This window comes from Microbacterium sp. F01 (assembly GCF_056156365.1).
Map to the genome: position 1 here is coordinate 404,823 of NZ_CM149592.1, position 13,850 is coordinate 418,672.

General features: G+C 68.4%; 9 protein-coding genes. 4 read left to right on the forward strand and 5 right to left on the reverse strand.

Features of this window, described 5'->3' with window-relative positions:
• Positions 1 to 3 precede the first annotated feature (3 nt).
• The gene (locus ACVN90_RS01800; protein WP_475100469.1) at positions 4 to 1,632 is read right to left on the reverse strand and encodes a tyrosine-protein kinase domain-containing protein; all 1,629 of its coding nucleotides are present in this window, start codon (positions 1,630 to 1,632) and stop codon (positions 4 to 6) included.
• Positions 1,633 to 1,849: 217 nt separating this feature from the next.
• Here ACVN90_RS01800 and ACVN90_RS01805 point away from each other — a divergent pair, with 217 nt between their 5' ends.
• A complete protein-coding gene (locus tag ACVN90_RS01805) occupies positions 1,850 to 3,331 on the forward strand; it encodes a hypothetical protein (protein ID WP_475100470.1) in 1,482 nt (493 codons plus the stop codon).
• Here the strand turns inward: ACVN90_RS01805 and ACVN90_RS01810 are convergent.
• A complete protein-coding gene (locus ACVN90_RS01810) occupies positions 3,328 to 4,431 on the reverse strand; it encodes a glycosyltransferase (RefSeq protein WP_475100471.1) in 1,104 nt (367 codons plus the stop codon). The two genes, ACVN90_RS01805 and ACVN90_RS01810, sit on opposite strands and share 4 nt — an antisense overlap.
• Positions 4,428 to 4,982, reverse strand: a complete 555-nt coding sequence (locus tag ACVN90_RS01815) for a DapH/DapD/GlmU-related protein (RefSeq protein ID WP_475100473.1) — start codon at positions 4,980 to 4,982, stop codon at positions 4,428 to 4,430. The genes ACVN90_RS01810 and ACVN90_RS01815 overlap by 4 nt, the downstream gene beginning before the upstream one ends.
• A 117-nt stretch (positions 4,983 to 5,099) precedes the next feature.
• Between ACVN90_RS01815 and ACVN90_RS01820 the strand changes: the two genes are divergently transcribed.
• Positions 5,100 to 6,239, forward strand: a complete 1,140-nt coding sequence (locus ACVN90_RS01820) for a glycosyltransferase family 4 protein (RefSeq protein ID WP_475100474.1) — start codon at positions 5,100 to 5,102, stop codon at positions 6,237 to 6,239.
• Entirely contained in the window at positions 6,236 to 7,438 is a 1,203-nt protein-coding gene (locus tag ACVN90_RS01825) for an MATE family efflux transporter (protein WP_475100475.1), read from the forward strand. The genes ACVN90_RS01820 and ACVN90_RS01825 overlap by 4 nt, the downstream gene beginning before the upstream one ends.
• 11 nt (positions 7,439 to 7,449) lie before the next feature.
• Here ACVN90_RS01825 and ACVN90_RS01830 read toward each other — a convergent pair whose 3' ends face one another.
• Positions 7,450 to 8,106 (reverse strand): CDP-alcohol phosphatidyltransferase family protein, encoded by a 657-nt coding sequence (locus ACVN90_RS01830; RefSeq protein ID WP_475100477.1) that lies wholly within the window; start codon positions 8,104 to 8,106, stop codon positions 7,450 to 7,452.
• 290 nt (positions 8,107 to 8,396) lie between these two features.
• Here ACVN90_RS01830 and ACVN90_RS01835 point away from each other — a divergent pair, with 290 nt between their 5' ends.
• Positions 8,397 to 12,152: a LamG-like jellyroll fold domain-containing protein gene (locus tag ACVN90_RS01835; RefSeq protein WP_475100479.1), complete on the forward strand. Its 3,756-nt coding sequence runs from the start codon at positions 8,397 to 8,399 to the stop codon at positions 12,150 to 12,152.
• 72 nt (positions 12,153 to 12,224) lie between these two features.
• Here the strand turns inward: ACVN90_RS01835 and ACVN90_RS01840 are convergent, their stop codons facing one another.
• On the reverse strand, positions 12,225 to 13,535 hold the full coding sequence (locus ACVN90_RS01840) for a glycosyltransferase (protein ID WP_475100480.1): 1,311 nt from the start codon (positions 13,533 to 13,535) through the stop codon (positions 12,225 to 12,227).
• Between the last annotated feature and the right edge of the window lie 315 nt (positions 13,536 to 13,850).

The following is a 13,850-nucleotide window of genomic DNA, read 5'->3' on the forward strand; positions in this document are numbered from 1 at the left end:
TCACTACGCGTCGCGGGACGAGTCGGCCCCACGGATAGGCGGGACGCTGGCGCGGCGCGCTGAGCGGCGCCGGGGTCGGTCGGAGTCGCTGCCCTCGCCGGTCGGCCAGTCGACGTCGTCGATGCCCTCCTCGTCGTCGGCGAAGCCGTCGTCGGCGCCGATCGGATCGTACTCGTCCGCGAGCGGGTCGCTCACACCTCGGCCGGCCGGTGTATCGGTCTCGAGAGTTGCGGCGGAAGCCCGGTCCCCCACGTCGGCGAGCGCATCCGCTGCGGCGTCCGAGGTATCCGTTTCGGCGGGACGGGCAGGTGCCTTCGCCGGTGCGTAGCTGTACCGGTGGTCCTCGCGCGCGCGGGACAGGTTGAATACGGTGCCTTCGACGGACGCTCCCATCGCGGAGAGCCGGTCCAGTGCTCGACGCAGTTCGCGGACGCGCAGCACCCGGGCGCCGATGACCAGGATGACGCCGCCGAGCAGTCGCGCGAGCACGGCGCCGTCGGGGACGGGGTTGAGGGGTGGGCAGTCGATGATGGTCACGTCGAAGCGTTCCCGGATGCGCCGCAGGACTTCGCTGGCGGCGGCGGACTCGAGAAGCTCGCTGGGGTTGGGTGGCCGCGAGCCCGCGAGGACGACCTTGAGGTCGTCGGGCCCCCAGCTCACGATGGCCTCGTCGAGCGTGATGTCCCCGGTGAGCACGTCGGTGAGGCCGGTGTACTCGGGAAGATCCAGCACGTCGCTCAGCGTCGGCCGACGCAGGTCGGCCTCTACGAGACACACCTCCAGTCCCGAGGCGGCCAGTGCGGCCGCGATGTTCGCCGCCGTCGCGCTCTTGCCCTCGCCGGGGCGCGAGGACGTGATCGAGAAGACCTTGTGCGGTTCCCCGGGCTGCAGGAATCGGAGATTGGCGCGCAGCTGCCGGTACTCCTCACCACGCCGGGACCCGCTCTTCACCACCGCTATGGGGTCCCGCTGCGCGCGTCGGTCGAAGGACACCACCCCCAGTACCGGCAGCCCGGTGAGCTCCGCGACCTGGTCCTTGTCGCGCACGCGGGCGTCTACGACGCCGCGCAGCACGACGACGACAGTCGCCGCCACAAGGCCTGCGAGCAGCCCGGTCAGCAGCAGCAGGGGGACGTTCGGCGACGACGGTGCCGTCGGTGGCTTGGCTGATTCGATCACCTGCAGGCGGACCGGGGACTGCCCGTCGACCCGGGGCGTGAGGGAGGGGACGACTTCGGCGAGATAGGTCGATACCGAGTTGGCGATGGCCGCCGCGCGCTCGGGGGACTGGTCGGTCGCCGAGATCGTGATGACGCTCGTGTTCAGTGGGACCGATGTCGAGACCTGACGGCGCAGCTGGGAGATGGTGACGTCGAGGTCGAGCGACTCGATGACCGGTTCCAGCACCACCTCGCGGGTCGCGATGGCGCTGAAGTTCCGGGCTTGAAGCTGCGAGAAGTTGGACGACTGCGCCAGCTCGCCCGTGCTCGCCCCGCCGGTGAACGTGACGAAGACGTCAGCGCTGGCCGTGTACTCGCGCGGCGCGGTGACGACGAGCGCCCATCCTCCGAGGACGCCGAGCATCAAGCAGGCAACGACCACCGCCCAGTGATGCCGGACGAGCCGGAGCATACTTCTGGTTTCCATACCCTCGCCCCATCACGCGGAGGGAGAGAACCTGACCATATTTTCCCCCATCCCCATATAATTCCCCCCAACCGCAGAGAAATCTACAACCCGCGGACTGAGCGCTCAGCCGCTGCGAAACCCCTGTGGACGGCGCCCGATGACGCGAACCGAACAGTTTCCGCAACCCAGCCCGCGGCATGGGCGCTCGGAGGGTTCACGGGTGGGCTCGCGTGCGCCCGACGCCGCCGGCGACGAGCTCCGACGGGGACTGCGCGCGCTCTTTCTCGTGATCTCTCTGGCAGTCCTCTCGGTGGGGATCCCGGCCTTCCTCGTCGCCGACGTCGCCGACCTGCCGCGCAGCGATGCCTGGATCATGACGCTCGCGCTCCTGGTGTGGGCCGGGATCCGGCTCTCCTTCCTGTGGGTGAGGGGAACCCCGAGGCTGTTCGACTTCTTCTTCTGGCTGTTCGTCTACATCTTCATGGGAATCGCTCCGACCGCTCAGATCCTGTCGGGGCTGACGTCGACGACGACACCGGGGGTCGACACCGGGCTCGACATGCCGACGGCAGGAGTGGTCCTGCTCGGAGTGCTCTGCTACGAGATCGGGCGGCTGCTGTGGATCCTGCGCGAAAGCCGTCGTCACACGGAGGGGCGGAGCATCGAGGTCCGCTCGGTCAGCAGCTGGGGCACGATCGTGCTCTCCCTGATCTCGCTCGCCCTGAGCGGCTACGTCCTGTCTCGGCTGGGAGCTGTCGCGCTGCTCGGCAGCCGGGATGCGGCGGCCGCGGCACGCGCGGCCGTGTGGCCCGACCCCGCGGTGCGCAGCGTGGTCTTCGCGAGCGGAATCTACCCCCTGCTCGTGTCGGTCGGCGCCCTGGCCCAGCTCCGTCGGACCGCCAGCAATGCTCAGAGCCGCCGCCTGGCTCTGATCGGCGCGGTTGCCGGCGCGGCGATCCTCCTGCTCATCGTCAATCCGGTCACGAGTGCGAGGTATTCGTTCGGAACTGTCGCTTTCGCCCTCGCCGTCTTCGCCGGTGCCGTCGCCACGCGTCGACGTGCGCGGATCACCATGCTGGCGGCGATCGCCGGATTCCTGTTCGTGTTCCCGATCGCCGACGCGTTCCGCCGCGTCGGCGGAGAGGCGAGCACCCGGTCCGGCTTCTTCGCGGAATACCTGTCCAACCCGGATTACGACGCGTTCTGGCAGGTCGCGAACGCACTGTCGTATTGGCTGGACGGTCTTGTCACACCCTTGAGCCAGTTCGCCGGCAGCGTCCTCTTCTGGGTTCCTCGTGCTCTGTGGGCGAACAAGCCGACGGACACGGGCATCCTGTTGGCCGAGTACCGCGGTTACACGTTCGACAATCTCTCGGCGCCGACGTGGGCCGAGGCCCTCGTGAACGGCGGCATCATCGCCGTCGTGATCGCCTTCCTGCTCATCGGACTGCTCCTGCGCGCGATGGACAGCCGGACGGTGCCCGCCTTCCGCGCAGGCGGCGTGTGGGCGATCGTCGGTGGAATCCTGCCGGTCTTCATGACGATCCTCCTCCGCGGATCGCTGCTGCAGGCGACCGGCGCCCTTTTCCTCACCATCGCCTGCATCCTCGTGGTCAGCGGCCCCCGAACGATGCCCCCCGCTGCTGACCCGGAGCAGCCCCCATCATCGGATTCCGATCAGGTGAACGCGGGAGCGACCTAGCGGTAGAAACCCTCGAGGCTCTCGGCGATGGCGGTCATGCTGCGCTCTGACCGCACGGCATCCCTGCCCCGCGCGCCCATCGCGGCGGCCCGGTGCGGGTCGGCGAGCAGGGTGCGGAGGGCGTTCGCGAGGCTCTCGACGGTGTCGTCCGTCACGAGGCCCGCATCATGGTCTCGAACGAACGATGCGAGGCCGCAGGTATCGGTGATGACGACCGGCAGCCCGACCGACATCGCCTCCAGAACCGACATCGGGTAGGGCTCGTCCACGCTGGGCAGCACGTAGACACTGGCCCGCCGCATCCGCTCCGCCGCACTGCTCATGTCGATCGCGCCCTCCCAACGGATGCGATCGCCGTATCCCGAGGACGAGATCGTCTTCAGGACAGACGCGCCCTCGCCTTCGTCGGGTCCGACGAGCGCGAAGGCGGCTTCGGGGAACTCCGGCGCGACGCGCGCCGCGGCCTCGACGAACGCGACCGGATGCTTGCGCGCGGCGAGACGAGCCAGGTACAGAACGCGGGCGGAGCCGACGGCGGCGACCGGCGCCTCCAGCGGAACTCCGTTGGGAAGCTCCGCCAGTCTCGCCCCGCCACGGGAAACGACCTCCAGTGATGCCCGCTCGCGGGAGGTCAGGTAGGCGACGATCCGAGCGCGGCTGAGTACGGGGCGAGTCAGCGCGAGATCGAGGGGAATGGCGAGGGGATTGCTCGTCTCGTCGATCATCCCGTGCGTCTGCACCACGATCGGGACGCGGCGCCGGAGAGCGATGAGCGCCGACGGGAGCGTCACGAGGTCGCGCGCGGCGTGGACATGGATGACGTCGAACTCCCGCGCGTGGCGGTGGACCGCCTTCCACAGCGCAGGAGAGCCCAGCCCCGCGAATCCGCTTCCGGGCAGGATCGTGCGGGCGGGGAAGAGCCTCGCCGGCACGCCTTCGAGTTCGGTGGGGATGTTCCCGTCGAACCCCCGCTGCGTCCCTGCGAGCACGACCTGATGCCCCCGCGCCTGGAGTGCGAGCAGTTGGTTGATCGCGACTCGGGTCGGTCCGCCGTACTCGCCTAGCGGGCTCACGAGTGTGACGATTCCGAGGATCTTCATGTGGCGGGTTCCGCCGCACCGCGAACGGACGCGCGCGGTGCCAGGACGATGGATCCCGGCTCGACGTCCGAGGTGACCAACGCCGTCGCTCCCACGACCGCATCCCGACCCACCGTCACGCCCCGCAGGACGGTCGCGCGCGCAGCGACCCACGCGCCGTCCTCGATCGTGATCGGGGCGTTGTCGAACTCGAAGGTGGGCGAGCGTCGATCGTGGCTTCCGGTGCAGAGGAACACGCCCTGCGAGATGCAGACGTCGCTGCCGATGCTCACCGGCTCGAGGTTGAGGATCCATGCGCGTTCGCCGATCCACGTGTTGTCGCCGATGGTGAGCTTCCAGGGCCAGTGGACGCGGACGCCGGCACGGAAGTTCACGCCGGCGCCGATCTTCGCGCCGAATGCTCGGAGCACCTTGACGCGGAGTCCGGGAGGCACGAACCAGGGCATGACGAGAAGGCTGGAAGCCAGCTGCCACCCCGCCTGCCAAGCGATGCCGCGTCCCTTGTCATAGCCGGCGCCGGTGAAGCCGGCCAGACTCCGTCGTCCGCCCATGGGCCACATCCTAGCCACGAGAATTTCGCTGGTCAGCGGTTATGATCCACTCGAGCGCGCCTCGCCGACCGCCGATTGCCGTCGCGGTCGATCAACACTGGGTCGAGGGAGGACCGGGTGACAGCGTCCGATCACCTGCGAGCGGTGTGGGTGAGTGGCGCGTTCGGGTTCGGGGACGATCTGGCCTACTTCCGCGAGGTGCTCGGGCAGTTCGCCCGAAGGCTGCCGGACGCCGTCGTCCTCGTGCGGGAGGGCTATCCTGTCGAGCGCTATCCCGAGCTCCCGCTCGCACCGGACCTGCGCTTCTGGGTGCGCCGCCGGGACCGTCTGGTCGGAGAGTTCACGTACACGGGGAATCTCCGGGTTCCCACGCCCCGGACGGCGTGGCGGATGCTGCGGCGTCCGACGGATGTCGTCGTCATCGTCGAGTTCACTCCCACGGCGTTGGTCTCGGCGACTGTCGCGCACCTCCGACGACGCCGCGTCGTTCAGCTGATCGAATCCGATCCTTCCTTCCGAGGCGGCCGCGACGGCCGCCTCGCGACGACGCTGAAGAGGATTCTTGCGCGTCGGTCGCACGTCGTCCTCGTGAGCAACGATCGGACGGCACGATATGCGCGCGAACGACTCGGCATCCGTGCCGAGAGGCTGCACGTCGGGCCGTACCTGACATCTCAGCCGGGAGAGCCGGCGGCCGGTTCGGACGACGGGGGACCGGTGCGCTTCCTGTTCCTGAACAGTCTTCAGCGCAGGAAAGGGCTCCATCTCCTCCTCGCCGCCTTGGCTGTGCTGCCCGAGCACGCACGCGACTGGACACTGGATGTCGTCGGGGACGGACCCGAGCGCGCGGCACTCCAGCAGCAGGTCGTGGAGCTGGGGCTGGGGGAGCGAGTTCGCTTCCACGGCCGGAGGTCGCACGACGAGGTGGGCGCCGACTACGCTCGCGCGCATGTCGTCGTCTGTCCGACGCTCGGCGACTACCGCTCGCTCGCGGGCTTCGAGGCCGTGAACGCCCGGCGACCCGTCGTGCTGTCCACGCGCGACGGGGCGGCGGAAGAGATCGTCGATTCGGGCGCTGCCGCCGTCGCCGTCGATCCCGCTGGGACACCAGCGCTGGCGGAGACCCTCGCGAGTTTCCTCCGCGACGACGGGCACCTCGCGAGGCAACTGGAGATCGCGTCAGCGCCACCGCGCCGGTTCAGCGTGCACGCCGTCGGCGCCAACCTGGAGACCGCGATCCGAGCGGCGGCGAGATGAGCCCTCGTGGTCTGCGGCTCCCGCGCCCGCTGACGGTCGCGCAGATCCTCTCGAGCGCCGCCGGGGCGGTGCCGATGCTGATCGCCGCGGTCCGGATGGACCCGGCGACCTTCACGTCGTTCTCGATCCTCACCCTGGCCAGCGTGCTCGCGGTCGGAGGGTCCCGAGCCGCCCTCTTCCAGCCCGCGCTGATCTTCCAGAGAACGGATTTCGCATCGCTGGTGCCGGCGCGGTACATGTTGGTCGTCTCATCGCTGTCCGCCCTGGCGGTGGCAGCGATCGCGATCAGCTCGACCGGCGCCGGACCCGCCGAGGCGGGGCTCATCGGTCTCGCCGGCGCCATTCCGGTGTTCTACGACTGGGTCCGATATCGCGCCATCGGTTCGAGCCGGCGCTGGGCCGTGGCCGCGGGTGACGGCGTGCGCCTGGCACTCGTCTCCGTGACGGCACTGCCTTTTCTGGCCACCACCTCCACGGCATTCATGCTCGCGATCGGCGTCTCCTGCGCGATCGCGGCTGCCGTCGTCCTTCCCCAGGTCCCGCTTCGCGTCGGGGCCTACTCCTACCGCAGCTACCGCTCATCAGCGGCTTGGCAGACGCTCGACTTCGTCGTCGGGCAATTCATCGTCTCGGTACCCCTCTTCGTGCTCGCCGGTTCCGGCGCGAACGATCTGATCGGCGGAGTGCGGCTCGCGCAGACTCTTCTCGGGCCGCTGAATCTCGCCTTCGCGGCGACGACGACGAACATCGTCGCCGACGGCGCCACCCACGTCGACTATCGGCAGGCGTCGGCGGTCATCGCGCGCGGCTGGCGTGCCAGCATCCGGCTGGGCCTCCTGGCGACCGCCGTCGTCGCACTCCTCACCGGCGTCATCTGGTTCAGTCAGTGGGCGCCGGCGGGAGTCGAGCGGGCGGACCTCCTGCTCGGACTCGTCCTGGTCGGGGCGTCGACGATCCTGACGGGCTGGTCGGGCATCCACGGCATCGTGCTCCGCGTGCTCGATCACCAATCCGCGGTCACGCTGGTCCGTATCGGCATCGCAGCGGCCACGACGGCGGGGTTTCTCCTCGGCTACGCGTTCGGTGGTGACACGTGGAGTCTCGTCTTCGGATTCGGCGCGAACGCGATCTCTGCGCCGCTGCTGTTCCTCCCCGTCGCGCTGTTCCACTACCGGCGGGACACACGCAGAGCGACTTAGTTCTCGACCTGTCAGACGTTCCGTTTCAGGACCCGGAACCACTTGACGAGCAGGGCGATCGTGATGAGGGCGGTCAAGCCGCCGAGCGCCGCGTAGACGACGAAGAAGATCTGCGTTGCGCCCCACAGGAGGAAGGCGAGAGCGAGGACGCCGTAGTCTGCCGGCAGCAGGCCGAGCGCACGGATCGTCGAAGGGGACCGGGGTGGATCGGCGGGATGCGGCCGAGTGCGGCGGAGCAGCTCGAAGATCGTCATTCCCGAGAACAGCACGACGGCGACGAGCATGTAGGCGAGGGGGAGCAGCAGCCAAGCGCCCGCCAAGAGCCCCTGAGTCGCCGCCGAGATGAGCACCGCGGCGTGGACGGCGACCATCTTGCCGGCATCCACGACGTGGTCGAGCCACTCTCCGGCGAGACTGCCGCGTCCGGTCAATCGTGCAACCTGACCGTCTGCGGAGTCCAGCGCGAAGCCGAGCACCAGCAGGATGGCGACCGCCAGACCCGTGGCCCAGCCTGCGGGGCTGATCACCAGCACGATCAGGCCCGCGGTGGTGCACAGCGCCGAGATGGCGGTCACCCCGTTGGGGGAGACGCCGGCGGAGGCGGCTGACGCCGCGAAGACGCGTCCGACGGGGCGGTTGATGTACCGCGAATACAGCGAGACGCCCACTCGGCTTTTCTGCGAACTCGACAGCGAACCCATGGCTTCGCGAAAGGTCAGGCCGGACATGTTCCCCCCATGCCCCCGCACCACCTGGCGCGAGTATCGGAATCCACACTGGCGCCTGACGCCCTGTCGTGTAAACTCCGCGTCAAGCGTACTGGCAAGTTGCACCCGACGACGATGATGCCGAAGCGCAGCGACAGCACGTGTGCCCGCGGACGGGGAGCCTGTGGGCGACCGGTGTTCCACTGGGGAAGTGCAGCGACCGGTCTCGAATATCTGGGAACGGGGTTCACGTGCGTACTCGCTTTTTCGCGAGCGTCGCCGCAGTCGCGGCGCTCGCCATCGGAATCATCGCTTTGCCACCGGCACAACAGGCGAAAGCGCTCTCGCCCGATCTGCCGTTCAGCGCCGATGCGCTGCCGACATGGCAGACGAACGGAGTCGTCTGGCAGGTGGCCATCTCCCGCGGCAGGGCAGTCGTCGGGGGAACCTTCAGTCAGATCCGACCTGGTGCAGGACAGTCGGGGACGGCGCGAAGTATCCAGAGCCTCGCCATCCTCAACGCCGCGACGGGCGAGCCGGACGCGTGCCAGCTGCCGGTCGCCTTCAACGGCGGCACAGCGGCGGTTTACGCGGTGAAGGCAGCGCCCGACGGCAACACGGTCTTCGTCGGCGGCCAATTCACAAGCGTCGGCGGTGTCGCGGTGAGCCGACTCGCCGAGATCAATGTCGCCACCTGCACCGTCACGCCGTTCCGCGTGACCGGCATCTCCAACTACGTTCTCGAGATCGAGCCTTCCAACGACTTCGTCTACTTCGGCGGCGTGTTCCAGACGGTAGCCGGACAGACCAGGCGAAGCTTCGCCAAGGTCAATCGCGCGGGAGCCCTGCAGACCGCTTTCGTCGCCAACGCCTACGGTGCGACGGAGGAGCTCTACAGCACCACAGTTGTTCCCGACAAGAATGCCCGCGGGGATGCGCTCCAGCTCTCGCCCGACGGTACTCGGCTTGCGATCGGTGGTGACTGGTTCACGATCAATGGTTCGGCGTCCCACAGCTTCGCCGTCGTGGATTCGACAACGGGAGCGGTGCTGCGCACGTGGCCGGCCAACACTGTCGGCAACACCTCGCGGACGAAGATGATCAGCTCCGACGGCGTGCGCTTCTTCGTGGCGCAGGAAGGGTTCGCCGGGTTCGACGGCAAGCTCGCATACAACTGGTCCGACTACAGCCAGGTATGGCGCGACAACTGCGCCGGCGCGACACAAGCCGTCGTGCCGTACCAGGGGCTGCTGTTCCAAGCGCACCACCACCATGACTGTGGGGCGATGGGGATGTTCCCGGACGGCCGGCGCACATTCCTCTCCGTGACGCACGGACCCGACCCGACACAGCTGCAGATCGGCTGGCTCCCCGAACTGAACGACGGCACCGGCGAGGGCATCGGCCCGCGCACCATCGCGATCGGCCCCGGAACGAACGGGACGCCGTACCTGTGGGTCGGCGGCGAGTTCACCCGCGTCAATGGCGCCAATCAACAGGGCGTGACGCGCTTCAGCCCCACGGATACAGGCGCTCCACCGGTCCCGACCGTCGCTGCGCGCGCCATCACGCCCAACGCGATCCAGGTCAACATCCGCGGCGTCTACGACCCGGACGACTCCGACATCACCTACGCCGTCTATCGGGGCACCAATACGACGACCCCGGTGTGGACCGGCGTGGCGCAGTCGAAGCACTGGTATCGCCACCAGGCGACGTTCGTCGACACGAACGTCGCAGCGGGTACGAGCTACACCTACCGGGTGAGAGCGATCGACCGGGCGAACAACCAGAGCGGTTTGTCGGCGACAGTGACCGCGACCGCGTCGGCGACGGGGTCGGTCTATGCCTCGACCGTCATCGCCGATCAGCCGCGGCTCTACTACCGCTACGACGACACCACGACCGCGCAGTGGATCATCGACAGCGCCGGCCAGACGGTCGTCGGCCTGAACGGTCTCGCCCAGAACGGCGTCGACCGCAATGCGGTCGGTGCGATTCCCAACGACGCCAGTCGGAGCGCGACGTTCACCGACACGCAGGCAAGCGGGCTGCCGCAGTACATCTGGAACGACGTCATCGCGCCCGGGCCCACCGTGTACTCGGTCGAAACGTGGTTCCGGACCACCTCCACCACGGGCGGAGCGCTCGCGAACTACGGATCGTCGAATGGCCGTCCGCGCTCGGACAACGGAACGGACCGCACCAGCGGGACGGTCGACCGTGTCGTGTACATGGAGAACGGCACCGGGTTCCTTCGTTTCGGCGTGCGCGCCGGCTTCGGCACGACGACGCTGCGCAGCTTGACGGCGTTGAACAACGGACAGTGGCACCACGTCGTCGGAACGCAAGGCCCAGGCGGCATGCGTCTGTACGTCGACGGCGTGCTCCAGTCGCAGAACGCCACAACCGGCAGCGGCACCTACGCCGGGACGTGGCACGTCGGCGGCGACAGCCTCAACGGCTACCCGTCGTCGGGCAACAACCTCGTGAACCGTTACTTCGACGGACAGCTGGACGAGACCGCGGTGTACTACAACGCGCTGTCGCCGCAGCAGGTGCAGAATCACTTCAGCGTCGGCACCGGGTTCGTCGACACGATCGTGCCGAGCACGCCTCAAGGGGTGAGCGCGTCCTTCGACGGCGCCAACGTCGACGTATCGTGGTCCGCCTCGACCGACAACGTCGGCGTTGCGGGATACCGGGTCTATCGAGGGACTGCGGCCGGGTTCACGCCCGCGGCCGACACGCTCCGGGGCACGGCGAGCGGGACGACGTTCGAAGACGTCGCACCACCGCCGGGCACGTTCTACTACAAGGTCGTCGCGTTCGACGGTGCGAACAACTCGAGCGTGGCATCCGCGTCGTCGGCGCCGGTCACGATCGTCGACGGCACGCCGCCGACGGTACCGACCGGAGTGAGCGCAGTTGCCGCAGGCCAGGCGGCTGACATCTCGTGGACGGCCTCCACCGACAACGCCGGTGTCACCGGCTACGCGCTGTACCGAGGATCGGATGCGAATTTCGTCCCGAGCATGGACACGCTCATCCAGGCGAACGTCGCCGGCACCTCGTATCACGACGCGCCTCTCTCCGAGGGCACGTGGTACTACAAGGTGACGGCCCGCGATGCCGCGGGGAATGTCTCCGGAGCGTCGACCGCGGCCTCCGTGATCATCGTGGCTCCCGACAACACGCCGCCGAGCGTGCCCACAGGGCTGAATGCGACGGTCGAAGGCGCCAACAACGTCCAGCTCAGCTGGACGGCCTCGATCGACAATGTCGGAGTGGCGGGATACTTCGTCTATCGCGGAACGACGGCCGGGTTCACGGCGAACGACGCGTCTCGCATCGGCGATACGACGGACACGACCTTCACCGACGGCGCTCGACCACAGGGCACCTGGTACTACAAGGTCGCGGCCAGGGATGCGTCCTCGAACGTGAGCGGGGCGTCGGATGCCGCGAGCGCCGTCGTGACATCTCCGCCGGCGCCGCCCACGACGCAGACGATCGTGACGTCGGCCGATTCGATGGCCGCGGCCATCAATCCGACGTTCGCGTATGGGACGACGAACCAGATCTCGTCGCGCTTCAACACCACGATCGAGTCGTTCCTGCGGTTCGACCTGCCGGCCGCGCCGGCTGGACAGGTCCTCACCTCCGCGACGATTTCGTTGCGGACGTCGAACGATCAGACGGCAGGGTCGACGGATATCCATGAGTTCCGGCTGGTGAGCGGCACCTGGCAGGAGAACACCATCACCTGGAGTAATCGCCCGACGACGGTCGGAGCGGCCGTGGTCGGACAGCTCACGGGGGCGACGGCGGTGGATACGCCCTACACCGCCACCCTGTCCGCTGCCGACTTGGCGCCGCTGGCCGGTACCTCCGTCACCCTGCGGCTGTCTAGTTCGGCAGGCAGCGACAACGTCCGGCTGTGGTCGCGTGAGGCGGCGCCGATCGCCTATCGGCCCACCATCACGCTCGTGTACACGACGCCCTGAACCGATGGACGGTTCCCGGCGGCGGGTGCGGGCGTCATGCCCCGCCCCGCCGCCGGGAGACCTCTGGGCGTCTCACGCGCGGATATGCCGGCCCATCAGAGGACGTTCCGCGCCCGCCGTCTTCGTCGGTCCCCGATGAGTGACGACATCGAGTCCCCGCCTCATCGATGCGGCGAGGGCGTTGACCGGCACACGGCGTCCAGATGTCACCGCCGCCGTCAGCGTCGACTCGAACGAGGCCACAGCGGCGTCGACGCCGAGGTGGAGATCACGGAAGCGTCGTCCTGCGTCACCGAACGCCTGCGCGGCGGCGGGATCCGCCGCGAGCTGCTCCGCAGCGTCGACCAAAGCTCCGGGCGCACCTGCAGGCACACAAGGACCGGCTCCGGCAGAGAGCATCTCGTCGTGCGTGATGCTCGATGGGTCGACCGCCGCGATCACAGGGAGACCCGTGGCGAAGTACGTGGTCAGTTTGCTGGGCACGGCCATCTCGGTCAGACCCGGAAGCTCGTTCACGAGGAGGATGTCCGCAGACGCGAGGGCACGCTCGAACACGCCGTCCGGCAGCGGATCGAGGAACTGCAGGCGCGAGCACCCGCCCATCGCCTCGAGCGCAGGGCGCTGGTTGCCATCGCCGAGGAGCACGAACTTCACGCGGGATCCTCGGCGCTCAGCCTCGCGTGAAGCGTGGACGACGTTCTCCAGCCCCTGCTTGGCTCCGATGTTGCCGGCATGGAGGACGACGACATCGTCGTCCGACCAGCCGAGATCTCGCCGCAGTGCGCCGTCGCGTCCCGCTCCATCCGTCGTGACGTGTGTCCAGTTCCGCACCACGTCGACCGGTGTGCTGACCGACAGCTCCTCACGGAGGACGCGGCGGAATCGATCATGGATCACCACGACTCGGTCGGCCGATCTCACCAGTCCGCGCTCGAGCGCCGCGATCGCCGCTGCGCGGTGTGCCACAGCGCCCGTCTCGCGGGCGCCCAGTGTGTAGATGTCCTGCACCCAGACGATGGTCGGGATGCCCGTGACGGCCGCCCGTACGGCGGCGAGGCGCGAGGAGATCATCGCGGGGCTGACCAGGACGACGACGTCCGGGTGGTGCCAGTGGGCGAAGTCAGCCCTGACCCCGAAGGTCAACTCCGACAGCGCACGATCGATCATGTGGTGCCGGTGAGGCACATAGTGGCTCAGGCGGGTCACGTCGACGCGATCCCGCTGCTCGACTCGACTCCAACCCCCGAAGCCGTCCTGGACCTTCCACCACGGGTAATGCGGGTGAGTGGTGACGACCTCGACGTGCCATCCCCTCGTCGCGAGGGCGTGCGCCATTCCTGCGGTGTAGGGAGCGATGCCCGTGGGCTCGGGGGCGTAATTCATCCCGATGAAGAGGACCCGTGGGGCGTGCGGTCGCATCGGCTCCGTCGATCGCCCAGCCATCTGACCTCCCAGCGAGGCCGCGACGACGTCGTCGCAGCCTGTCGGAGAGCGCGATAAGCGCAGTCCTGCTTCTGCCCTCGATTTCGACCACGTCGGCCGGAGATCTCGGGCACGTCGGCCGCCGGTTTCGGGTACGTCGGCCGTCGGAGACGTCGACCGACGGTTTCGGGTTCGTCGGCCGGCACAACCCCCGCATGCGGGCGAGGGGTTCTTTCCGGCACACCATACAGTGCAACGGGGTCTCGCGGAATACGT